This window comes from Oxalobacteraceae bacterium OTU3CINTB1 (assembly GCA_024123955.1).
GTDB lineage: Bacteria > Pseudomonadota > Gammaproteobacteria > Burkholderiales > Burkholderiaceae_D > Rugamonas.
This window is the reverse complement of record CP099652.1, coordinates 3,610,561-3,632,532: the sequence shown is the minus strand read 5'-3', so window position 1 is coordinate 3,632,532 and position 21,972 is coordinate 3,610,561. Positions and strand designations below refer to the sequence as shown.

At 63.3% G+C, this 21,972-nt stretch carries 22 protein-coding genes; 6 read left to right on the top strand and 16 right to left on the bottom strand.

The window, feature by feature from the left end; all coding sequences use genetic code 11:
* Positions 1-26: 26 nt before the first annotated feature.
* Positions 27-281 (top strand): NHLP-related RiPP peptide, encoded by a 255-nt coding sequence (locus tag NHH73_15905; GenBank protein ID USX24114.1) that lies wholly within the window; start codon positions 27-29, stop codon positions 279-281.
* A 41-nt stretch (positions 282-322) separates the two neighbouring features.
* On the opposite strand, the gene NHH73_15900 is transcribed toward NHH73_15905, so the two are convergent.
* The 11 genes from NHH73_15900 to cyoA form a co-directional block, all read right to left on the bottom strand.
* Complete coding sequence (locus NHH73_15900) at positions 323-1,384, bottom strand: hypothetical protein (protein USX24113.1); 1,062 nt, start codon at positions 1,382-1,384, stop codon at positions 323-325.
* Between the two features lie 99 nt (positions 1,385-1,483).
* The gene (locus NHH73_15895) at positions 1,484-2,632 is read right to left on the bottom strand and encodes a putative peptide maturation dehydrogenase (protein ID USX24112.1); all 1,149 of its coding nucleotides are present in this window, start codon (positions 2,630-2,632) and stop codon (positions 1,484-1,486) included.
* A 51-nt stretch (positions 2,633-2,683) separates the two neighbouring features.
* The gene (locus NHH73_15890) at positions 2,684-2,977 is read right to left on the bottom strand and encodes a type II toxin-antitoxin system RelE/ParE family toxin (GenBank protein USX24111.1); all 294 of its coding nucleotides are present in this window, start codon (positions 2,975-2,977) and stop codon (positions 2,684-2,686) included.
* The gene (locus NHH73_15885) at positions 2,977-3,198 is read right to left on the bottom strand and encodes a ParD-like family protein (protein ID USX24110.1); all 222 of its coding nucleotides are present in this window, start codon (positions 3,196-3,198) and stop codon (positions 2,977-2,979) included. The genes NHH73_15890 and NHH73_15885 overlap by 1 nt, the downstream gene beginning before the upstream one ends.
* A gap of 176 nt (positions 3,199-3,374) precedes the next feature.
* Positions 3,375-3,923: a response regulator transcription factor gene (locus tag NHH73_15880; protein ID USX24109.1), complete on the bottom strand. Its 549-nt coding sequence runs from the start codon at positions 3,921-3,923 to the stop codon at positions 3,375-3,377.
* Positions 3,913-5,289 (bottom strand): ATP-binding protein, encoded by a 1,377-nt coding sequence (locus NHH73_15875; GenBank protein ID USX24108.1) that lies wholly within the window; start codon positions 5,287-5,289, stop codon positions 3,913-3,915. Before NHH73_15875 ends, NHH73_15880 begins: the two co-directional genes overlap by 11 nt.
* Before the next feature lie 18 nt (positions 5,290-5,307).
* Positions 5,308-6,093, bottom strand: coding sequence for an SURF1 family protein (locus NHH73_15870; protein ID USX24107.1), 786 nt, complete (start codon positions 6,091-6,093; stop codon positions 5,308-5,310).
* Positions 6,090-6,500 (bottom strand): cytochrome o ubiquinol oxidase subunit IV, encoded by a 411-nt coding sequence (cyoD, locus tag NHH73_15865; GenBank protein USX24106.1) that lies wholly within the window; start codon positions 6,498-6,500, stop codon positions 6,090-6,092. Before cyoD ends, NHH73_15870 begins: the two co-directional genes overlap by 4 nt.
* Positions 6,497-7,126, bottom strand: a complete 630-nt coding sequence (gene cyoC / locus NHH73_15860; GenBank protein ID USX24105.1) for a cytochrome o ubiquinol oxidase subunit III — start codon at positions 7,124-7,126, stop codon at positions 6,497-6,499. Before cyoC ends, cyoD begins: the two co-directional genes overlap by 4 nt.
* Positions 7,119-9,125, bottom strand: a complete 2,007-nt coding sequence (gene cyoB / locus NHH73_15855) for a cytochrome o ubiquinol oxidase subunit I (protein USX24104.1) — start codon at positions 9,123-9,125, stop codon at positions 7,119-7,121. The genes cyoC and cyoB overlap by 8 nt, the downstream gene beginning before the upstream one ends.
* A gap of 2 nt (positions 9,126-9,127) precedes the next feature.
* A complete protein-coding gene (gene cyoA, locus NHH73_15850; protein ID USX24103.1) occupies positions 9,128-10,123 on the bottom strand; it encodes a ubiquinol oxidase subunit II in 996 nt (331 codons plus the stop codon).
* A 135-nt stretch (positions 10,124-10,258) separates the two neighbouring features.
* Between cyoA and NHH73_15845 the strand changes: the two genes are divergently transcribed.
* Entirely contained in the window at positions 10,259-11,596 is a 1,338-nt protein-coding gene (locus NHH73_15845) for an MFS transporter (protein USX24102.1), read from the top strand.
* A 114-nt stretch (positions 11,597-11,710) separates the two neighbouring features.
* Positions 11,711-12,691 (top strand): 2-dehydropantoate 2-reductase, encoded by a 981-nt coding sequence (locus tag NHH73_15840; protein ID USX24101.1) that lies wholly within the window; start codon positions 11,711-11,713, stop codon positions 12,689-12,691.
* A 94-nt stretch (positions 12,692-12,785) separates the two neighbouring features.
* Here NHH73_15840 and NHH73_15835 read toward each other — a convergent pair whose 3' ends face one another.
* Together NHH73_15835 and NHH73_15830 are read right to left on the bottom strand one after the other, a co-directional pair.
* A complete protein-coding gene (locus tag NHH73_15835) occupies positions 12,786-13,208 on the bottom strand; it encodes a hypothetical protein (GenBank protein USX24100.1) in 423 nt (140 codons plus the stop codon).
* Between the two features lie 324 nt (positions 13,209-13,532).
* Positions 13,533-13,952 (bottom strand): hypothetical protein, encoded by a 420-nt coding sequence (locus NHH73_15830; GenBank protein ID USX24099.1) that lies wholly within the window; start codon positions 13,950-13,952, stop codon positions 13,533-13,535.
* A 187-nt stretch (positions 13,953-14,139) separates the two neighbouring features.
* Here NHH73_15830 and ppk2 point away from each other — a divergent pair, with 187 nt between their 5' ends.
* Positions 14,140-15,054, top strand: a complete 915-nt coding sequence (gene ppk2 / locus NHH73_15825) for a polyphosphate kinase 2 (GenBank protein USX29634.1) — start codon at positions 14,140-14,142, stop codon at positions 15,052-15,054.
* A gap of 182 nt (positions 15,055-15,236) precedes the next feature.
* Entirely contained in the window at positions 15,237-15,944 is a 708-nt protein-coding gene (locus tag NHH73_15820; protein ID USX24098.1) for a PEP-CTERM sorting domain-containing protein, read from the top strand.
* A 61-nt stretch (positions 15,945-16,005) separates the two neighbouring features.
* Here the strand turns inward: NHH73_15820 and NHH73_15815 are convergent, their stop codons facing one another.
* The 3 genes from NHH73_15815 to NHH73_15805 form a co-directional block, all read right to left on the bottom strand.
* Complete coding sequence (locus tag NHH73_15815; GenBank protein ID USX24097.1) at positions 16,006-16,443, bottom strand: hypothetical protein; 438 nt, start codon at positions 16,441-16,443, stop codon at positions 16,006-16,008.
* Positions 16,444-16,590: 147 nt separating this feature from the next.
* On the bottom strand, positions 16,591-18,936 hold the full coding sequence (locus NHH73_15810; protein USX24096.1) for a GH92 family glycosyl hydrolase: 2,346 nt from the start codon (positions 18,934-18,936) through the stop codon (positions 16,591-16,593).
* A 134-nt stretch (positions 18,937-19,070) separates the two neighbouring features.
* Entirely contained in the window at positions 19,071-20,312 is a 1,242-nt protein-coding gene (locus tag NHH73_15805) for a cyanophycinase (protein ID USX24095.1), read from the bottom strand.
* 172 nt (positions 20,313-20,484) lie between these two features.
* Here NHH73_15805 and NHH73_15800 point away from each other — a divergent pair, with 172 nt between their 5' ends.
* Positions 20,485-21,831, top strand: coding sequence for an amino acid permease (locus tag NHH73_15800; GenBank protein ID USX24094.1), 1,347 nt, complete (start codon positions 20,485-20,487; stop codon positions 21,829-21,831).
* Positions 21,832-21,972 lie beyond the last annotated feature (141 nt).

Genomic DNA, 21,972 nt, shown 5'->3' with positions numbered 1-21,972 from the left:
CCCCCCCTCACATGAAAGGTAATGACATGGCCTCGCATTCCCCGCAAGATCTCGACCTGCTGCTGTCCAAACTCTCCGGCGACGACAGCTTCCGCCAGCGCTTCCTGAGCGACCCGCAGCTCGCGCTCGGTGGCCTGGGCATCCGCATCGACGCCGCCCAAATTCCGGCCATGCGCAGCCTGCCGTCCAGGGAGGTCATTGCCGCTAATCGCCACGCGATCAAAGGCAAACTGGAAAACGCCGCCGGTGCGATTCCATTCTTCCTGTCCGGCCAGCGCTGAACACCGGCCGCGCGCAGTCAAAGCACCTGGGTCGACGCACCTCAGTCGAACTTCACCCGCGCGAGTGCTCCCTTATCGCCGCTGGCCCAAGCCGTCTTGCGGCCGGCGGCAAAGCTGATCGCGTCGAAACCGGCCACCGCTGCCGGATAGACCAACGGCGTCCACGTCTTGCCATCGTCCCGCGACACATCCGCGCCTGACGGCCCCACCGCCACCAGCGCGTTTTCGCCACCGTTCCCACCGCCGGGCACATATTTCACCGCCGAGCGGTAACCGGACAATCCCTTTTCGCGCACCAGCGACCAGCTCTTGCCGCCATCGCCGGTGACGGCGACGTTGTTGACGGCCGCGCCCTCCCGCTTGTAGTCGCCGCCGACGATCACGCCATGCAGCGCGTCGCGGAAGGTGATGGAGAAGATGCCCGCCGACGCGCTGCTATCGAGCGGCGCCTGCACCACGCTCCAGGTCTTGCCGCGATCGCCGGTATGCAGCACCCGGCTGCCGGTGGCGATCCAGGCGTGGTCGCGGCCGACCATGGCGATATTGGAACCACTGGCGGAGAACGATCCCTCGTTCGGCAACGCCGGCGGCAGCGCGGCGGCGGGAATCTTGTTCCATGTCGCGCCGCCGTCGGCGGTGCGCAGAATCTGAAAACGGCCATCGATCGAATCGCCGATCACCAGGCCGTTGTCGGCATCCCAAAACGTCATCGCGTCGAGGAAGCCTTTGTCATCGGGATTGACGTACTGCTGCGTCCAGGTGACGCCGGCGTCGGTGGTCTTGAAGATGCGCGAAGCGCTGGAAGGCCCAATGCTCAACAGGTAGGCGGTGTGGGCGTCGACGGCGTCGATATCGCGGAAGTCGAGCGGCGTGGCCTGCGCGTCGACCGGCGGTGTCAGGCTGCGCCAGGTGGCGCCGCCATCGGCGGTACGCAGCACGGCATTGCCCGCGCCGCTGGCCCAGGCCACGTTGTCATCGACGGCGCTCACGCCGCGCAACCGGCCGGCGACACCGCTGGCCTGCTTGGTCCAGGTGACTGACGGCGCATCGGCAAACGCGCACCCGGCGAAAAAAACAATCGGCAGCAAAAAAAGAGTTTTCATGGGCGGAGGATGTCTAAGTGAACCGACATCATAACCACGTAGGGCGGATTAGCGAAGCGTAATCCGCCATGCATGCACCGTCCGCAACCACGCTGCGAATCACGGCTCGTAGCGCATCTCCACCGTATCCTGCGCGCCCGACGCCGCGCCGCACCCGCAAACCGCCACCACCATATCCTTCAACGGATCGAGCCCCAAGGCCCGCTCGATATCCACCTCGTTGACGGCAGCGGTCACAAAGGCCGGCATGCCAGCCTCCGTCGCCAGCAGATAAAACGTCTGCGACAGATGTCCCGCGTCCAGCAGTAACGCCCGATAAGCCTTGGCGTGATTGCGGTACTTCCAGAAATTGCGCTCCACGCGCGCCGCCAGCACCACCATCATCGGCGCATCGACAAACCAGTCCTGATCGGCCACCATGCGCATCGCCAGCTCCGCCGTCTGCCGGGTGTCCATCGCCACCAGCGGCTCCAGCGCATGCCGCACCGGGTGGTAGTGATACAGCCCGGGCGGCACGCCTTCCACACGCTGCGCCAGCACATACGCCTCGGTCGGATGCAGGCCGCCGGCGGAGGGACTGAGCTTCTTCAGCACGAAGGCATCCGGCGCCATCTCACGCTCCCCCTGCGACCCGAAGGCGCGTTGCAGCAACCGCGAGGCGGTGGTCAGCGGCAGCGTGGCGCCGGGATCGAAGTTACGGCCGGTGTAGCGTTTGAACAGCGTCTCGTCCAAACCGGCCCGCTCGGGAACCGGCAGCATCAGCGCGTCAATGGCGGGGCCGCGTTCGATGGCCGGTCCCGGCGGCCTGCCATACGATTCGACCAATTCCTCAAAGCTGGGAAACTGCATGCCCTTGTCCACCCGCATATCGCCCCATCGGCTGAACATATGCGCGGCGGCCGACAAAGGTCGCCAATGCTGCGAGCGCAGCACCTCGTCACGCTCGCGCATGGTCGCGCATTCGGGCGCATCGCTGAGCAGCAGCCCGTGTCCGAGCAAACGCGCGATGACGTCGGCCGACGACTTCTGCTCGCAGGCCGCGCGCTCCTGCCACAACGTCAGGCTGATACAGCCCAGGGCCAGCATCTCGTCGGTGCCGATCTCCACCTCGGCGCCCAGATGCGGCGCCAGCGCGATCCAGCGCCCGGTCGCCCCCAGCGCGCTCTCGCCGGCGAACAGCGACGACCAATCGATATCGAGCTCCTCGCGGGGCTCGACAAACAGCACGGCGCAACGTCTGATCAGCATGGTGGTTTTATCTCTTAACAAGCAGCCAGCGCCAGGGCTCCAGGACTTTCGTTAATTCTGTCGTTTCAATTCCGTATAAAAATTCTCGTGCGATCCGATACTTAGCAACAGAACAGAGACAGGGGCAATTCTATTGGGACGAAGCTGATATGCCAGCAAAACCTCTTGCTTGTTAAGCTTGAATCTATGCACAAAGATTGCGGCCAAGTCGCCTTTTTTTTCTTCACCGATTGTAGGATCGGTAGCAATAGCCTTTACGGCCTTGTCTACAACCATCTTTTGCTTGGGATGCAGCCTTTTGAGGGCTTTTGCAAAGGTTGGAGTGACAAGGACCTCAAGCATCATCAATCGCCGAATTTGTACGGCGTAAGCATCCCGGCTTTAGCCTCCTGTGCTGCGAGCAAGGTATCCTTGATGAACTGCAGCGGCAATGTTGGATTGTCGTCCACCGCCTTACCCAGCCGTGCCCAATATTCGATCTGCTTCGGTACCGAACGGTGTTCCGCAGCCGCATGTGGCTTAGCCATTTCAAGCAGCTCGGCTGATAATTTCAAAGCGATGGCCATCTAAGCACCTTTACAAGTTGGTTGATTCAAGTCTGCCACCAAAGACAACCTTTTGCAACCAATGCCTCTAGCTAGCCAGCCGCCAGCGCGCCAAGCTTCATCCGGCATCACTGCGAAAAATATCCGGTCCGTCAGTTCCGGTTCAGGCTCGAAGCCGGGAAACGAAGCTTGTGTCATTATTTCACCCGCTGCTTTTCCAGCTTGCGCGCCAGGGTACGACGGTGCATGCCGAGCCGGCGCGCCGCCTCCGAGATGTTGAAGTCGGTCTCGGCCAGCACCGTGTGGATATGCTCCCACTCCAGCGTTTTGATCGATGTCGACCGGTTGGTCAGCTCCAGCTCGGCCGAGCCGGCGACGTGCTCGAACGCCGCCTCGATATCGTCGGTGTTGGACGGCTTGGCCAGGTACTGGCACGCGCCCAGCTTGATCGCCTCGACCGCCGTGTTGATGCTGGCAAAGCCCGTCAGCACCACGATCAGCATCTCCGGATCGTGCTGGTGCAGCATCTGCACGCAGGCCAGGCCGGACGAGTTGCCCTTCAGTTTCAGATCCACCACGGCGTAGCCGGGCGAGTGGTCCACCAGCACCGCGCTGGTCTCGTCGACGTTCTCGGCCAGCAACACCTTGTAGCCGCGCCGTTCGAACGAGCGGCTCAAGGTGCGGGCGAAAGCGGCGTCGTCTTCGACCAGCAACAGTAAACGTTCTTCAGTTTCTTCAGTACTCATGGTTAACTTGTTCCGATTTGATTTCAATGGCCGACAATGGCAGCGTCAACCGCACCATCGCCCCACCATGCTGCAGGTTGCTGGCGGTGACGGCGCCGCCCAGGGTGCGCGCCACGTTCACCACGAGGAACAGCCCGAGCCCTCCGCCCGGCCGTCCTTTACTGGAATTGTATGGTTTGCCGAATTGCGCCAGCATCGCCTCGGCGAAGCCGGGACCGGCGTCGGTCACCTGCAGCACCAGCGCGTCGTCCTCGCGCGAGGCCTCCATGCGCAGCCACTGCGGCGACGCCTCCAGCGCATTATCGAGCACATTGCAGATCATTTGCTTCAGCGTTGAATCGGACACCACCGGCAGGTCCGGGACGATGCGGTTTTCGAACTCGAACGCCACCACCGGACGGCCGATGCGCCACTCGGCGACCACCTCGTCGAGGAAGGTGTTGATGGTGGTCGCGGCCGACGATTCGCCGCGCGTCTCGCCGGCCGACAGCAGGATGCCGCTGACGATGGATTTGCAGCGCTTGAGCTGCGTCTGCATCTCGGCGATTTCTTCCAGCAGCACCGGATTGCCCTTGAACTCGGGCATGTGTTTCCAGTCGCCCAAGATCACGGCCAGGGTGGCCAGCGGCGTGCCCAGCTCGTGCGCGGCGCCCGAGGCCAGCAGGCCCATGCGGATGATGTGCTCTTCCTCGGCCGCGCGCTGATGCAAGGCGGCCAGCTTGGCGGCGGTCGTGCGCATATTGCGGGTGATGCGGCTGATGAAGATCACCAGCAGCGCGGCGTCGAGGATGAAGCACACCAGCATCCCCTGCACGTACAGGCTGAGGATGCCGCGCTCGTGGTCCTGCGGCACGCGCAACGGTTCGGAGAACAGCGCCAGCCAGGCGATGCAGGCGCCGGTGACGGCGACGATGGTCCAGGTCGACCAGGCCTCCAGCAGCACCGCGCCCAGGATCACATGCAGCAGGTAGAGGAATACGAAGGGGTTGGTGGCGCCGCCGCTCAGGTACAGCTGGGCGGTCAGGCTGGCGACGTCCACCGTCAGGGCCAGCAGTAGTTCGTTGTTGGAAACAAACTGGTTTTCCTGCCAGCGCAGGGTGCTGGCGATGTTGAAGGCGATCAGGCAGGCCAGCACATTGAGCATGGCCGGCATCGGCAGCTGCACGTCGAGCAGCTGCGAGGCGGCGGCGATGGTGGTGATCTGGCCGATTACGGCGATCCAGCGCAGCTGGATCAGCTGCTGCATGTTCTTGTGGCCGGCCGCGTGCGTGATGGTGTTGGCCGACGCTTTCACGGCGGCCAGCGGTTCGACCACGGGAGCGTTGGGACGACCGCGGTCGAAAGGGTTGGGATATTTTGTCGCCATCCCTGTTATTTTACGTGATCAACGCCCCTTGCGTGCATCCCTTGCAACCCACCATGCGGCGGCGGCAACCATCAGCGCCAAGCCGAACCAGGTGATCGCATAGACCAGGTGGTTGTTAACGAAGGAGATCACCGTCAGCCCGCCGACCGGACGGACGCTGTCGCCGGGCAGTTCGATCTGCGCCGAGGCGGCGTCCGCATCGACATAGTACGGCGCCACCGTCGGCAGCCCGCGCGCCCTGGCGATCGCCTGCAGGTCGCGCGTGTACCAGTAATTGCGCGCCGGTTCGTTCGCGCGCAGCGAGCTACTCTTTTCGCTGACGCGCAGCAAGCCGGTGACCGTGACCGCCGGGCCGCCGGCCGCCGCCGCGCAGGCGTTGGCGGCGGCCGGCGCGGGCGACGGACGTGGACTCCAGCCGCCGGTGCCGGCCGGCACGAAGCCGCGATTGACCATGACGATGCCGCCATCCGGCGTGCACAGCGGCGTCAGCACCCAGTAGCCGATGCCGCGCTCGAGCGACGCCAGGGTCCACGTGGTCGAAGCAGGCAGGTACACGCCGCTGATGCGCACGCGGCGGTATTCGTCGTCCTCGGTGCTCAGCTTGGGCCAGTCGGCGATGCCGGGCGCCGGCGCCGGCGCCGCGTGCACGCGCTGGTCGACCCGCTCGATCAGCGCCAGCTTCCATTGCAACCTATATATTTGCCACGTTCCCAAAGCAAAAAACCCTGCAAACATCACCCCGGCCACGAGGGCCAGGATGACGCGCAGGGCGCGGGAACGTTGGCGCGATGCGCCAGTCGTCATTTCATGTCGTGCATGCTGTGCACATCCGAACCCATCGAAGGCATCATGTTCAGGTTCATGTGGTACATGACCCAGATCGAGCCGGCCAGGACGATCAGCAGCAGCACCGCCGTGAACATCAGCGCCAGCAGCGACCAGCCGCCTTCGTTCTTGCCGTTCATGTGCAGGAAGTAGACCATGTGCACGACCACCTGGACGGCGGCGAAGGCCAGGACCACGGCAGCCGTGGTGCTGGACTTGTCGAACACCTTGGCCATCACCAGCCAGAACGGGATTGCCGTCAGGATGACCGACAGCACGAAGCCGATGGCGTAATCCTTCAGGCTGCCGTGGGCGCCTTCCGCGCCGTTGCCGTGGTCGTCATGACCGTGACCGTGGCCGTGGCTATGGTTGGTTGGCGCGCTCATGGCAGAACTCCCATCAGGTAAACAAAGGTAAATACACCGATCCAGATCACGTCCAGGAAGTGCCAGAACATCGACAGGCACATCATGCGACGGTTGTTCTCAGGCGTCAGGCCGTGCTTTTTGAGCTGGAACATCAAGGTGACCAGCCAGATCGTACCGAAGGTCACGTGCAGGCCGTGGGTGCCGACCAGCGCGAAGAACGAGGTCAGGAAGGCGCTGCGCTGCGGACCGGCACCGATATGTATCAGGTGCATGAACTCTTCGATCTCCAGGAACAGGAACGCCAGGCCGAACAGGCCCGTGATCCCGAGCCAGATGATGGCGAACTTCAGGCTCTTGCGCTGGGCGGCGATCATGGCGAAGCCATAGGTGATCGACGACAGCAGCAGGAACGCCGTGTTCAGGGCGATGGTGCCCAGTTCGAACAGCTCGGCGCCCGACGGGCCGCCCGCGTAATTGCGGCCGAGCACGGCGTAAGCGGCGAACAGGCCGGCGAACAGCAGGCAATCGCTCATCAGGTAGAGCCAGAAGCCCAGCAGTGTGCCGTTCTCCGGGTGGTGGTCGGCTACGTAGTAGCGCGCGCTTGGGTCGTCGCTCAGGGCGGCGTTAGCGGTAATATCAGACATGGCTTTCCAGCAAACGAGTGTGCGCTTCTTCGGTACGGATGACTTCTTCCGCCTTGATGTAGAAATCGCGCTTGTAGTTAAAGGTGTGCTTGATGATGGCGACCATCATGGCGACGAAGCCGACGATGGCCAGCGCCCACATCTGCCAGACCAGGGCGAAGCCCATCACGAACGACAGCGACGAGATGATGAAGCCGGCCGCCGTGTTTTTCGGCATGTGGATGTCGACGAAGCCCTTGGTCGGACGCTTGTAGTTGTGCGCCTTCATGTCGGCCCAGCTGTCGCTGTCATGCACCACTGGCGTGAACGCGAAGTTGTAGTCCGGCGGTGGCGACGATGTCGCCCACTCCAGCGTACGGCCGCCCCATGGGTCGCCGGTGACGTCGCGCAGTTTCTCGCGGTCGCGCCAGGACACATAGATCTGCATCAGGAAGGCGCCGATACCGCCGGCGATGATCAGCGCGCCGATGGCGGCGATGACGAACCAGATTTGCAGCGACGGATCTTCGAAGTGGTTCATGCGGCGGGTCACGCCCATGAAGCCCATCACGTACAGCGGCGTGAAGGCGACCCAGAAGCCGACCAGCCAGCACCAGAAGCAGACCTTGCCCCAGAATTCGTCCAGCTTGAAGCCGAACGCTTTCGGGAACCAGTAGTTCATGCCGGCGAACAGGCCGAACACCACGCCGCCGATGATGACGTTGTGGAAGTGGGCGATCAGGAACAGCGAGTTGTGCAGCACGAAGTCGGCCGGTGGCACGGCCAGCATCACGCCGGTCATGCCGCCGATGACGAAGGTCAGCATGAAGCCCACGGTCCACAGCATCGGCACGTCGAAGGTGATGCGGCCCTTGTACATGGTGAACAGCCAGTTGAAGATCTTCGCGCCGGTCGGGATCGAGATGATCATCGTCGTGATGCCGAAGAACGAGTTGACGCTGGCCCCGGAACCCATGGTGAAGAAGTGGTGCAGCCATACCAGGTACGACAGGATGGTGATCACGACGGTGGCGTACACCATCGAAGTGTAGCCGAACAGGCGCTTGGCGCTGAAGGTCGAGACGATTTCCGAGAACACGCCGAACACCGGCAGGATCAGAATGTAGACCTCAGGGTGGCCCCAGATCCAGATCAGGTTGACGTACAACATCGGGTTGCCGCCGAGGTCGTTGGTGAAGAAGTTGGTGCCGACCATGCGGTCGAGCGACAACATCGCCAGGGTGACGGTCAGGATCGGGAACGTCGCGACGATCAGGGCGTTGGTGCACAGCGCGGTCCAGGTGAAGACAGGCATCTTCATCAGGTCCATGCCCGGCGCGCGCATCTTGACGATGGTGGCGATCAGGTTGACGCCGGACAGGGTCGTCCCCACCCCGGCAATCTGTAATGACCATATATAGTAGTCGACCCCCACGTCCGGACTGGCCATGATGCCCGACAGCGGCGGGAACGCCAGCCAGCCGGTCTTGGCGAATTCGCCGACGAACAGCGACACCATTGTCAGCATGGCGCCGAAGGTGGTCATCCAGAACGAGAAGTTGTTCAGGAACGGGAACGAGACGTCGCGCGCGCCGATCTGCAGCGGCACCACGTAGTTCATCAGGCCGGTGACCAAAGGCATTGCCACGAAGAAAATCATGATCGTGCCGTGGGCCGTGAAGACCTGGTCGTAGTGGTGCGGCGGCAGGAAGCCGGCGTTGTCGCCGAAGGCCATCGCTTGCTGGGCGCGCATCATCAGCGCGTCGGCGAAGCCGCGCAGCAGCATGATGATACCCAGGATCATGTACATGATACCGATCTTCTTGTGGTCGATACTGGTGATCCAGTTCTTCCACAGCGGGCCCCACAGGCGGAATTTGAACATGACGGCGAGGAAGGCCAGGCCTCCGATCGCCACCATGGCGAAGGTGCCGATCAGAATCGGCTCATGCAGCGGGATCGATTCCCACGACAGGCGACCCAGGATCGGGTGGTTGGGTGTCAAGGTATGTTCGGACATGGTCATTCTTTACGGATAGGTTGGGCGGTGGCGGCAACGTCGGTCTCACAGACGTCTTTGTCCAGCGCTTTGACTGCGGCCGCCGCCTTGATGCGTGTGGCGTCCTGGTGCATCAGGGTGTTCATGCAGACCGAACCTTCGACGACGCAACGGTTCAGCACGAGGTCGTACAGACCCTTGTCGACATTGCCGAAGTGCATGATCGGATGCTTGATGGTCGGCTTGTCCAGGGTCACGAACTCGGCGCGGGTGAGCGCACCGGTGTTGGCCTTGGTCTTGGCGACCCAGGCGTCGAAGTCGCCCTGGTTCACGCCGTGGTACTTGAAGCGCATCTGCGAGAAGCCGGCGCCGCTGTAGTTCGACGAGAAGCCGTCGTACACGCCCACCTTGTTCATCACCGCGTTCAACTGGGTCTCCATGCCGGGCATGGTGTAGATCATGCCGGCCAGCGCGGGGACATAGAACGCGTTCATCACGGTCGACGAGGTCAGCTTGAAGCGCACCGGCACGTCGATCGGGGTCACCAGTTCATTGACGGTGGCGATGCCCTGCTCCGGATAGATGAACATCCACTTCCAGTCCATCGCCACCACCTGGATCTCCAGCGGCTTGACGCCGGCGGCGATCGGACGGTGCTCGTCGAGGCGGCTCAGCGGACGGTACGGGTCCAGCAAGTGGGTGTAGACCCACGTGATGGCGCCCAGCACGATGATGATCAGCAGCGGCGCGCCCCAGATCAGCAATTCGAGCTTGGTCGAGTGATCCCAGTTCGGTTCGTATTTGGCGGAAGTATTTGCCTTCCTATAGCGCCAAGCGAACAGACAGATCAAAATCATAACGGGTACGATAATCAACAGCATCAGCAATGTGGAAACAATGACAAGGTTTCCCTGCTGAGCAGCGATATCTCCGGACGGGTTCAACACGACCGTGTTGCAGCCAGCAAGCCACAACAACGGTGCGAGGAATAGCCCACGACGTGCGATAGGAGGAATCATGCGGTAATTTACGTCACAGATTATGGATAACATGCTACTGTACCTATTACGGAATGTTCTTGCCATTGGACACTTTGTCCTAGTGGCCCAGGGACATGATCGTAATAAAAATTAATTTACTTACGAGACGAGACCATGGCCAACACGACTACATTAACGGGCGTCGTCCCAGAGCATCAAACCAGCCAAGGCGCACGCAACATCAATGCCCGGGATGGGGATATTTCACCAGGCGAAATCGCCATCGGCGTGGTCATCGGCCGCGCCTCCGAATACTTCGACTTCTTCGTCTACGCGATCGCCTCGGCGCTGGTGTTCCCGTCCGTGTTCTTCCCCTACGAGAGCCGCCTTGACGGAACACTATACGCCTTCGCGATTTTCTCGCTAGCATTTATTGCCCGGCCGCTCGGTACTGTGGCGTTTATGGCAGTGCAACACCGGTTCACCCGGGAAACCAAGCTGATGCTCGCGCTGATGGTGATGGGCGTGTCCACCGCCGGCATCGCCTTCCTGCCCGACTACGCGTCGCTGGGCACCACCTCGATCGTCATCCTGTCGCTGCTGCGCATCGGCCAGGGCATCGCCCAGGGCGGCTCGTGGGACGGCCTGCCGTCGCTGCTGGCGCTGAACGCGCCCGAGCACAAGCGCGGCTGGTACGCCATGCTGGGCCAGCTGGGCGCGCCGATCGGCTTCATCATCGCCGCCGGCCTGTTCGCCTACATGATGGGCACGCTCAGTTCGCTGGACTTCCTCGACTGGGGCTGGCGCTTCCCGTTCTATGTGGCCTTCGCCATCAACGTGGTCGCGCTGTTTGCCCGCCTGCGCCTGGTGACCACCCATGAATACTCGCACCTGCTCGACGAGCGCCAGCTGGAACCGGTCAGCGTGGTCGAACTGCTGAGCAAACAGGGCCGCAACGTGCTGATCGGCGCCCTCGCCGCGCTGGCCAGCTATGCGCTGTTCCACCTGGTGACGGTGTTCCCGCTGTCCTGGATCAGCCTGTATTCGCCGCGCTCCGTGTCCGGCTTCCTGCAAGTGCAGATGGTCGGCGTGGTATTGATGACGATCGGCATCATTATTTCGGGCCTGGTGGCCGACCGCTACGGCCGCCGCCGCACCCTGGGCACGCTGGCCATCATGATCGCGGTGTTCAGCGCCGCCGTGCCGTCGCTCATCGACGGTGGCGAGATCGGCCAGGACGTCTTCATCCTGGTGGGCTTCGCGCTGCTGGGCCTGTCGTACGGCCAGGCCGCCGGCGCCGTTACCGCCAACTTCGAGCAGCGCTTCCGCTATACCGGCGCGGCCTTGACGTCGGATATCGCCTGGCTGGTCGGCGCCGGTTTCGCGCCGCTGGTGGCGCTGGGCGTGTCGGCGCACTTCGGCCTGGCGTATGTGGGCCTGTACCTGCTGTCGGGCGCCGTGGCGTCGCTGGCCGCGCTGAGCCTGAACCGCAGGCTGGATATCCGCAACTGATCTGTAGCCGATCAAGACGTTGAACGACACGTTAGACAATAATAATATGCAATAAGACCTGCTTCAGGAGGTGGGGCCGCACATCGCGGCCCCTTTTCTTTCAGAGGAGACAACATGAAAGTATGTATCGTCGGCGCCGGGGCCATTGGCGGTTTCATCGGCACCCGTCTGGCGGCTGCGGCCGCGTGTGATTTAAGTGTGCTGGCGCGCCGCGCAGCACTCGTTTCGTTGCAAGAACACGGCTGGCGGCTGCGCCAGGGCGATGTCCTGACCACGGCGCCGGCCCGCGCCAGCGACGACGCCTCGCAACTCGGGGGCCAGGACGTGGTCATCGTCGCCGTCAAGGGCCAGGGCTTGACGGCCGTCGCGCGCGAGATCGGCCCGCTGATCGGACCGGACACGGTGATCCTGCCGGCCATGAACGGCGTGCCGTGGTGGTTCGGCCAGGGCGTGCCCGCCATCGGCGACCAGCCGCTGGCCAGCGTCGATCCCGAAGGCACGGTCACCGCCGCCCTGCCGTACGCCCAGGTGCTCGGCTGCGTGGTCCACGCCAGCACCTCGTCGCCCGAGCCGGGCCTGGTGGCCCACAAAATGGGCAACGGCCTGATCATCGGCGAACCGGACGGCGGCGATTCGCCGCGCGCCCGCCAGCTCGGCACGCTGCTGCGCGGCGCCGGCTTCGACGTCACCGTCTCCGACAACATCCGCTACGACATCTGGTACAAACTGTGGGGCAACATGACCTTGAACCCGGTGTCGGCCCTCACCGGCGCCACCGCCGACCGCATCCTCGACGATCCGCTGGTGGCCGAGTTCTGCCGCGCGGCCATGCGCGAGGCGGCGCTGATCGGCGACCGCATCGGTTGCCACATCGACGAAACGCCGGAACAGCGCCACGAGGTCACGCGCAAGCTGGGCGCTTTCAAGAGTTCGATGCTGCAGGACGCCGACGCCGGCCGCGTGCTGGAGTTGGATGCGCTGGTGGGCGCGGTGCGGGAAATCGGCCAGCGTCTGCAGCTGCCGACGCCCCACATCGACGCCCTGCTCGGCCTGGCCCGGCTGTTCGGCCGGGTGCACGGACTGTATCCGCACTAACAGTCTGTGGGACGTGGCCCGGCGCATCGGGAAAATGGCCGGGCCGGGCCGGTGCGCCCGTACATCAGGGCATTACCGAGAGGACCGGGGCGTCTCAGAGCCCCGACGCCGGACGCGTGCCAAGCACGCTGAACTCCTGCTGTTGCTCACCGGAACGCCACAGCAGGCCGCCGCCGATGTGGGAGAAGGCGCTGTCGATCCCGTTGAACTGCAGGCCGAGGTTGGACGACTGATCGGTGCCGCTGAAGATCGTCACGACCGGCGGGCCCAACTGGCTCACCAGGGAAATGCCGCTGATCGACACCGCCGAGGACCCGGTTAGCTCCGGCACGGAGAGTGTGCCGTCCACCCTGTAGACGGTCAATTCCATGGTCTGTTGCGTCAGCGCCTGCTGCACCAGCGACGACACTTCGCCGGATTTAACGGTGTCAAGCTCGGAAAAGCGGTAGCTCAAGGTGCCCGACAAGCTCGACCCCGACACGCTGTTCAGCAGCAAATTAAAGACAATTTCATCCATCTATAGCTCCCATAGGTTAAGTCATCGCGCTGAAAAATTCACAACAGCAACAACAGTGACGAAAATCAGCATGCTGTCCCGACATCGAGCCAGCCACCCAGCTTAACCAGCCAAGTGGGCACTACCATGCTCTGTTTGAGGTTTACTTGATATTGATCAATGTGGTCATTGATCGGCCTTAAGGTCGTCAACCAGTAACGGGAGTTACCGGGATGCGCACCGCGCGCTGAGGGACGGTCGCGACGAGGGAGGGAAGATGGAACTGGAGGGCGCCAGACCGTCGTCCTCCATGCCGGATACCGTCACCGGGCCGGAGCGGCCGCTTCACATGCCCAGCGATAAACGCGTGCCCAGGATGCTGAACGCCTGCTGGCGCAGCGAGCCGGGGCGCCACAGCAGGCCACCGCCGATGTGGTTGTTATCGATGAAGTTGAACTGCATCTCGAGTGTGCGCGAGGGATCGGTGCTGCCCAGCAAATTGGTCAGCGTCGGGCCCAGCAGGCTGACGAACGAGATCCCCTCGACAGGCACCGGCGCGAAGCCGGTCAGCAGCGGCACCGACAAGGTCCCACCCAGCTTAAACAGCGACAACTCGATGGTATCCACCTGTTGCGCTTGCTCCATGAGCGCCGACAGCTCCCCCGCCTTGAGCGCGTCCAGGTCCGTATAGCGATAGCGCAAGGTGCCCAGCAGCGTCAGACCCTGCGGACTCTTCAATAACAAGTTATAGACCAGCTCATCCATCACAACCTCCATAGGTAAAGTCACCGCAAACATGCCTGCCCCGCGAGCGAGCCAGGGTTTCAGCTTACCGAGCCGGGCGGACGGCACCATGATCGGATCGACATCGGGGCGATATTGATCCGTCATCGGCAGGTCACATTCCCCGCGTAAGCTGTGCCCGGTCCACACTGAGGAGCACTGCGTGAAATTGAACGAGCAAGAATTGCTGGAGCGCGTGCACCGCGAGCTCACCGACAGCTACGACGAGGAACTGGAAATGGAGCTGGAGGATCGCGAGATCGATCCGGTCACCAAGCTGGTCATCGAAACGGAACGCAGCGAGGGCGCGAAAGCCGCCCGCCGCCATTACTTCCGCGAACTGTTCCGCCTGCAGGCCGAGCTGGTCAAACTGCAGGACTGGGTGGTCCACACCGGCCACAAGGTGGTGATCCTGTTTGAAGGCCGCGACGCCGCCGGCAAGGGTGGCGTCATCAAGCGCATCGTGCAGCGGCTCAATCCGCGCGTGTGCCGGGTCGCCGCGCTGCCAGCGCCCAACAACCGCGAACGCACGCAGTGGTATTTCCAGCGCTACGCCTCGCACCTGCCGGCCGCCGGCGAGATCGTGCTGTTCGACCGCAGCTGGTACAACCGCGCCGGCGTAGAGCGCGTGATGGGTTTCTGCAGCGACGAGCAATACGAGGAGTTTTTCCAGACCGTGCCGGAGTTCGAGCGCATGCTGGCGCGCTCGGGCATCCAGCTGATCAAGTACTGGTTCTCGATCTCGGACGAGGAACAGAACGCGCGCTTCCTCGGCCGCATCCATGATCCGCTCAAGCAATGGAAACTGAGCCCGATGGACCTGGAATCGCGCCGCCGCTGGGAGGAATACACCAAGGCCAAGGAAATCATGCTCGAGCGCACCCACATTCCGGAGGCGCCATGGTGGGTGGTGCAAGGCGTGGACAAGAAAAAGGCGCGGCTGAACTGCATCCACCACCTGCTGGGACAGATGCCCTACGTTGAAGTCGAGCATCCGGCGATCCAACTGCCGGAGCGCGAGTACCATGACGACTACGTGCGCCGCCCGGTGCCGTCGGAAATCATCGTGCCGGAGATATACTAGTTGCAGATCGGGCAGGTTTGAACAGCAGATCTGGCAGGTGTGCTGTTCCACCCGGCGGGCTCGAATCCGGAGGCATCAGAGCAGAGCGATGTTGCAGTCACGGCGCGCATTTTAACATCTCGCGTTTACAGTTAGTCAATTCACTTATTATAATAATTTATTATTTAATAACGGAGACTGACATGACGGCGACTTGGAAAAGTAAGATCAATGCGGGCGTGGCTGCGGTAACGCTGACATTGTTGGCTGCGGGCGCGGCGCAAGCCGAAACGGTGACGTACACCTTCACCGCCGTGGTCGACCGGGTGATGGAGCTCCATTACTTTCAGGGAGGCTATGTCGATAGCGCCAATCTGGAGGGACACCATATGGCCGTGAACGATCGGCTGACCGGTCGCATCAGCTTCGACACGTCGAATCCTTCGTGGTTCTTCGATTACGGCGACTACAGCCTGAGCACCCTGCCCACGTTCAGCCTGGAATACAGCTTCAAGTCTGGTCTGAATAACTATGCCAGCGCCTATGCCGGTTCTGCCGACGTGACCAATACACCGGACCTCGACTCGTTCGCCTTGGGTAACGTCAACTACTACCCGGGCCAGGCGCCTGATCTGACCGGGGGCGCGGGGCTGGCTTTCGACGATGCCAGTGGCGCCTACCTTACCTCGACGGCGCTGCCCGCCTCGATCGACACCCTGTTCCCGGGCCTGGTCTCACGGATCGGGGGCGGCTGGTACCGCACCAGCGACGAAACCAGCGTCTCCTTCTGGGGCACGCTCACCTCCATCGAGCGGGTCCAGGTCTCCGCCGTGCCCGAGCCGGAGTCGGCCCTGCTGATGCTTGCAGGCCTGGGGGCGATCGGCGCGGCCCTGCGCAAACGCCGCGCCTGAGCATCGCCGGAGGCAACAAGGGCGCCACTCCCGCGGCGCCCTTCCCCCTCCGCGCCCTGCTTCACATGGGGAATGCGAGCTGCGTGCCCAGCACACTGAACACCAATGTGCCCGGCTGGCCCGGCTGCCAGGTCAGGCCGCCGCCGATATGGGTGGCGTCGATCGGATTAACTTGCATGCTGACGCCGCGCGTTTCATCGGTACTGAAGAACAGCACCGTCAACAGGCCCGCCGGACTGCCGAAGCCGATGCCGCTGAGCGGCACCGGCGTCATACCGGTCAGCAGCGGCACCGAAATCGTCCCTTCCACCGGCAGGATGAACAACTCGATGGTGGGCCGATCGAGCGCGGCGCCCATCAGCGCCTGCATGTCGCGGGCGCGGGCGCCGGCACCGGCGTCAGCGTCGGCGGCAAGGTCCGTGAAGCGGTAGCGCAACGTGCCGAGCAGGGTCAATCCCTGCGTACCCTTCAACAGCAGACTGTAGACAAATTCATCCATCGTAACCTCCGTCCAGGTTGAGTGGTCACCAAGCGCGAGCAATAGTGACGAAGAGAACTTCCCGCCCGATATGGCAGAAGTCCAGCTTACCCAGCCCAACGGACAGCGATATGATCAGATCGACATTGCCTGCTATTCGTCGACCGATCAGTACGCGGTCTGCGTGTACGGCCGCGCGGCCGCGCCCTTGCCCCACGCCTTGTTCGGTTCCTTGTCCATCGTAAACACCAGCTCGCCGCCGGCCATGATTTGCTCGTGGCGCAGGAAGGTCTGCGCCAGCGGCTTGCCGTTCAAGGTAACCCCGGTGACATAGGCGTTATCGGCGCTCAGGCCGACGGCGCGGATGGTGAAGGTCTTGCCGTTCGGCAGATTCATCACCGCCTTGTCCAGGAAGGGACGCCCGATCACGTACTCGTTGCTGCCCGGCGCCACCGGATAGAAACCCAGCGCCGTGAAGGCCAGCCAGGCCGACATCTGCCCCAGATCGTCGTTGCCCGACAAGCCCTGAGGCGTGGCGTTGTACTGCGACGCCACCACCTGCGTCAGGCGCTGCTGGGTCTTCCACGGCGCGCCGGCGTAGTTGTACAGATAGGCCACGTGGTGCGAAGGTTCGTTGCCGTGCGCGTAGTGGCCGATCAGGCCGGAGATATCCTCCATGTGGGCGTAGACGTTGTCGTCGACCTTGGCGTCGAACATCATGTCGATCTTTTTTTGCAAGCCGGCATCGCCGCCGAGCATCTTGATCAGGCCGGCGTTGTCGTGCGGCGAATACCAGGAATATTGCCAGGCGCTGCCCTCGGTGTAATCGCTGCCGAAGTTCGAACGCACCGGATCGAACGGCTCGCGGAACTTGCCGTCCGACTTTTTCGCCCGCAGGAAGCCGGTCTTGGTGTCGAACGAGTTGCGGTAGTTCAGCGCCCGTTTGTAGTAGCGCGCGGCGACGTCCTGCTTGCCCATTTTCTCCGCCATGCGGGCGATGGTCCAGTCGTCGAACGCGTACTCGACCGTCTTCGACGCGGCCTCCGGCTCCAGGTCGATCGGCACGTAGCCCAGCTTCATGTAATGGTCCAGGCCGCCGTAGGGGCCGTATTCGGCGCTGCTGGTCATCGCCTTGAGCGCCTCCTCGGCGTCGAAGCCCTTCATCCCCTTCATGTAGGCGTCGGCGATGACCGGCACCGCGTGATAGCCGATCATGCACCACGTCTCCAATCCGTGGTACTGCCACACCGGCAGGATGCCATATGGGCTGGCCTTCTGCGAGGCGATCAGCGAGCGCACGAAATCGACGTTGCGCTGCTCCGGCTGGATCAAGGTCAGCAGCGGATGCAGCGCGCGGTAGGTGTCCCACAGCGAGAAGGTCGAATGGAAACGGAAGCCGTCGGCCTGGTGGACCTCGTTGTCCGGCCCGCGATAGCGGCCGTCGCGGTCCATGAACAGGCCGGGCGCCAGCATGCTGTGGTACAGCGCCGTGTAGACCATGGTTTTCATAGGCGCCGGCGCCTCGATCGCCACCGCGCCCAGCGCCTGGTTCCACGCGGCCGAAGCGCTGGCGCGTTCGGCGTCGAAGTCCCAGCCCGGCATCTCGGCCAGGTTGGCGATCGCGCCCTCCTCGCTGACGGCCGATATCGCCACCTTCACCAGCAGCTTGCCGTCGGCCGGCACGCCGAATTCGAGCGCGCCGACCAGCGCCTTGCCTTCGACGAAGGGTTTGAGGTTCGGGTCGGCATTCGGGCCGCTGCCGGGGCCGGCGAAGCCCTTGTATTCGATATCGGACTCCATGTTGCGCAGCGCGCGCGCCGTCAGCGGCTGCGAGAACGCGATCGCGAAGTACAGCTGGCGGCCGGCCGCCCAGCCGCGCGTCTCGCGCATGCCGGTGATCAGTTTGTCGTCGCGCACGCGCAGGCGCGACCACAGGTTCTTGGCCTTGTAATCGTAGATGCTGCTGCGCAGGTCGAGGATCACCTTGGCCTGCGCGCCGGGCGCGTAGCGGTAGCGGTGCAGGCCCACGCGCTCGCTAGCGGTCAGTTCGACATCGACCTCGTTGTCGAGCAGCTTGACGGCGTAGTAGCCCGGCTCCGCGCGCTCGTCCTTGTGGCTGAAGCGCGAACGGTAACCGCTGAAGGGACGCTCGGGATAGCCCGGCTCCAGCTTGGTCTCGCCGCTGTAGGGCATCAGCAGCACGTCGCCCAGGTCGGAGTGGCCGCTGCCGGAAAAGTGCGTGTGCGAGAAGCCGAGGATGCTGTCGTCCTCGTAGCGATAGCCGGCGGCCCAGGGGTAGCTCTGGCGGAACGGTCGCACTTGCGTGTCCGGGCTCAATTGGATCATGCCGAACGGGCGCGCCGCGCCGGGGAAGGTGTGGCCGTCGCCGCCGGTGCCGATGAAGACGTTCACCGCAGCGGCGGGCGTGCCTGGGGCTGTTTGCGCTTCCGAAAGCGAGGGGAACAACAGGGACAGCACCAGCGCGCCGGCCGGCAGTAAAGTAGTCGCGTTCATCGGGTTCCTGGCATCGTGGAAGAAGACAAACCAACTTTATAGCGCCAGTGTGACCGCCGGTCAACACAATCGGCGTGCGCAACGCGCTGTTTAGTAAATGCGCTAAACAAGCGGGATCGGACGAGACGATTGCGTTACTTGTACCAGGGCCGGGTGATCTGCAATGGCCTGACGTCGAGCCGCATATTCAAAACGGTGTAGGCGTCCATCGTGGCCGAGCTGTAGCCGGTGGTGCCGGCGTCGCGCGTCAGCTTGAACTCGAAGCCGAGGTCCTGGCGCGGATCCAGCGGGCCGGCGATGGCGATGCCGATCGCCTGCGTCTCGCTGTTGTCGACCAGCTTGGACATCAGGATCAGGATGGTGTTGTGGCCCAGGACTTCGGTCGAATACACCGGCTCCTTCAAATACGGCTTCTCCGGATCGACCTTGCCCTCGACCTTGTCGGCGGACGGCGTATAGATGCCCGTGGCCAGGTCGTAGCGGTCGTCGCGGTCCAGGTAGCTGAGCCGCGCGTTGGACAGGTTGAAGTCCTTGACCGCCTTGTCGACCTTGGCCTGCGTCAGATCGACCAGCAGCGCCCCCTGGTAGCCGACCACCTCCACCTGGCGCCGTCCGGTGATGATGACGGCGGAGTTTTCATCGATGCCGATGCCCAGCTTATAGCCCTTCTTCAGCATCGCCGGCAGCATGCGCGCGAAGCGTCCGCGCGCCAGCAGGTGCTGGTCGACGAAGATCTCGTCGCCGATAAACCCCAGGCCGGCGGTCAGCTCGCGCCCGTTGACGCCTTCGCTCAAGGTGCCGAACACGGTCTTGGCCTCGTAAAACATGGTGCTGCTCATGATGGCCGCGCCGGCGCTGGTGCCGGCGATCACGCCGCCGCGCTCATACACATCCCAGATCGCCTGCAGCACCGCCGTGCGCGTGCCGTCGGGACGCACCAGCGCCTGCGTGATCAAGGCCTGGTCGCCGCCGGAGAAGTAGACGCCGCCCGCTTCGCGGATCGAGCGCGCCAGGGTTTCGTCCTCGGCGTCGCGTTTGTAGTCGCGGTCTTTCATCCGCACGGCCAGCGGCACGACAAAGCCTTCGGCGCCGTATTGCTTCAATCCGGCCACAAGATAGGCGCCGGCCCGCGCCGGATTGGCCGAGGCACTCGGCAGCACGGCGATGCGCGCGCCGGGACCCCCGGCCAGTTGCACCACGCGCTGCCAGATGGCCGCGTTATCCCCGCGCACCGCGCCGCCGGCGATGACCAGCGACCCTTTCGGCGCGGTTTTTGCGGCGTCGGCGGCCTGCGCCAGGCTCCCCAAAGGCGCCACCGCCAGCGCGATCAATACCCCCAAGCCGACGCGGCGCACCGCGCGAACGAAAATCGACATACCGTATTCCTTGAATGTGTGGCGCAAAAATTATCAATCTTGTCTGAACAATCAGGCATAGACTACCATAGCGGCAGGCCGACACCGTCATCCGCCCCCTGCACGGCAGGCCGAAGTTGTGCCAAAATGAAACTCTTTCATCAATAATCTTTCATCAGCGACCGGGAATCAAGTGGCCGATAATAATAATGAACTCAAACGTGGCCTGAAAAGCCGCCACATCCAGCTGATCGCGCTGGGCGGCGCCATCGGCACCGGACTTTTCCTCGGCATCGCGCAGACGATACAGATGGCCGGGCCGTCGGTGCTGCTGGGTTACGGCGTGGCCGGCATCATCGCCTTCTTTATCATGCGCCAGCTCGGCGAGATGGTGGTCGACGAGCCGGTGGCCGGCTCGTTCAGCCACTTCGCCGACAAATACTGCGGCAACATGGCGGGCTTCCTGTCGGGCTGGAACTACTGGGTGCTGTATGTGCTCGTCAGCATGGCCGAACTGTCGGCGGTCGGCATCTATGTCCAGTACTGGTGGCCGGGCATACCGACCTGGGTCTCGGCGCTGGCGTTCTTCGTCATCATCAACGGCATCAGCCTGGCCAACGTCAAGGCCTTCGGCGAGATGGAATTCTGGTTCGCCATCATCAAGGTGGTGGCCATCGTCGGCATGATCGGTTTCGGCGGCTACCTGCTGCTGTCGGGCGAGGCCGGCCCGCAGGCCACCATCGCCAATCTGTGGCAGCACGGCGGGTTCTTCCCCAACGGCTTCGGCGGCCTGGTGATGGCCATGGCCGTCATCATGTTCTCGTTCGGCGGCCTGGAACTGATCGGCATCACCGCCGCCGAGGCCGACGACCCGACCCGCACCATTCCGAAGGCCACCAACCAGGCCATCTACCGCATCCTGATCTTCTACATCGGCGCGCTGGGCATCCTGCTGTCGCTGTACCCGTGGCAAAAAGTCGTCAGCGGCGGCAGCCCGTTCGTGCTGATCTTTCAGGCGCTCAACAGCAATATGGTGGCGCACGTGCTCAACGCCGTGGTGCTGACGGCCGCGCTGTCGGTGTACAACAGCTGCGTCTACGCCAACACCCGCATGCTGTACGGCCTGGCGAAGCAAGGCAACGCGCCGCGCGTGCTGCTGACCGTGAACCGGCGCGGCGTGCCGCTGGCGGCGCTGGGCGTGTCGGCGCTGGCGACCGCCATCTGCGTGGCCGTCAATTACTTCATGCCGGGCAAGGCGTTCGGCTTCCTGATGGGGCTGGTGGTGTCGGCGCTGATCATCAACTGGGCCATGATCAGCTGGATCCATCTGCGCTTCCGCGCGCAAAAGAAAATGGAGGGCAAGACCACGCTGTTCCGCAGCCTGGGCTACCCGCTGACCAACTACCTGTGCCTGGCCTTCCTGGCCGGCATCCTGGTGGTCATGTACCTGACGCCGGACCTGCAACTGTCGGTGTATCTGATCCCTGTGTGGCTGATCGCGCTCAGCGCCGGCTACTGGTTGCGCCAGCGCCAGCTTTAACCCGCCCCCAAGCGGCGTCGTACCCCGTGCGGGGTACGACCCCTAAGCGATAACGCTCGCGTCTCGCTAACCGCTGGCCGGTTGACGGCCAGCCCTCCTACATGCCGCGACGCGGTATTCCTATGTCACCGTGTTTGCCAA

Excerpts from the sequence above, each read along its gene's own strand:
- NHH73_15905 (USX24114.1), top strand. The coding sequence starts at position 27 with ATGGCCTCGCATTCCCCGCAAGATCTCGACCTGCTGCTGTCCAAACTC.
- NHH73_15900 (USX24113.1), bottom strand. The coding sequence starts at position 1,384 with ATGAAAACTCTTTTTTTGCTGCCGATTGTTTTTTTCGCCGGGTGCGCG.
- NHH73_15895 (USX24112.1), bottom strand. The coding sequence starts at position 2,632 with ATGCTGATCAGACGTTGCGCCGTGCTGTTTGTCGAGCCCCGCGAGGAG.
- NHH73_15890 (USX24111.1), bottom strand. The coding sequence starts at position 2,977 with ATGATGCTTGAGGTCCTTGTCACTCCAACCTTTGCAAAAGCCCTCAAA.
- NHH73_15885 (USX24110.1), bottom strand. The coding sequence starts at position 3,198 with ATGGCCATCGCTTTGAAATTATCAGCCGAGCTGCTTGAAATGGCTAAG.
- NHH73_15880 (USX24109.1), bottom strand. The coding sequence starts at position 3,923 with ATGAGTACTGAAGAAACTGAAGAACGTTTACTGTTGCTGGTCGAAGAC.
- NHH73_15875 (USX24108.1), bottom strand. The coding sequence starts at position 5,289 with ATGGCGACAAAATATCCCAACCCTTTCGACCGCGGTCGTCCCAACGCT.
- NHH73_15870 (USX24107.1), bottom strand. The coding sequence starts at position 6,093 with ATGACGACTGGCGCATCGCGCCAACGTTCCCGCGCCCTGCGCGTCATC.
- cyoD (USX24106.1), bottom strand. The coding sequence starts at position 6,500 with ATGAGCGCGCCAACCAACCATAGCCACGGCCACGGTCACGGTCATGAC.
- cyoC (USX24105.1), bottom strand. The coding sequence starts at position 7,126 with ATGTCTGATATTACCGCTAACGCCGCCCTGAGCGACGACCCAAGCGCG.
- cyoB (USX24104.1), bottom strand. The coding sequence starts at position 9,125 with ATGTCCGAACATACCTTGACACCCAACCACCCGATCCTGGGTCGCCTG.
- cyoA (USX24103.1), bottom strand. The coding sequence starts at position 10,123 with ATGATTCCTCCTATCGCACGTCGTGGGCTATTCCTCGCACCGTTGTTG.
- NHH73_15845 (USX24102.1), top strand. The coding sequence starts at position 10,259 with ATGGCCAACACGACTACATTAACGGGCGTCGTCCCAGAGCATCAAACC.
- NHH73_15840 (USX24101.1), top strand. The coding sequence starts at position 11,711 with ATGAAAGTATGTATCGTCGGCGCCGGGGCCATTGGCGGTTTCATCGGC.
- NHH73_15835 (USX24100.1), bottom strand. The coding sequence starts at position 13,208 with ATGGATGAAATTGTCTTTAATTTGCTGCTGAACAGCGTGTCGGGGTCG.
- NHH73_15830 (USX24099.1), bottom strand. The coding sequence starts at position 13,952 with ATGGATGAGCTGGTCTATAACTTGTTATTGAAGAGTCCGCAGGGTCTG.
- NHH73_15820 (USX24098.1), top strand. The coding sequence starts at position 15,237 with ATGACGGCGACTTGGAAAAGTAAGATCAATGCGGGCGTGGCTGCGGTA.
- NHH73_15815 (USX24097.1), bottom strand. The coding sequence starts at position 16,443 with ATGGATGAATTTGTCTACAGTCTGCTGTTGAAGGGTACGCAGGGATTG.
- NHH73_15810 (USX24096.1), bottom strand. The coding sequence starts at position 18,936 with ATGAACGCGACTACTTTACTGCCGGCCGGCGCGCTGGTGCTGTCCCTG.
- NHH73_15805 (USX24095.1), bottom strand. The coding sequence starts at position 20,312 with ATGTCGATTTTCGTTCGCGCGGTGCGCCGCGTCGGCTTGGGGGTATTG.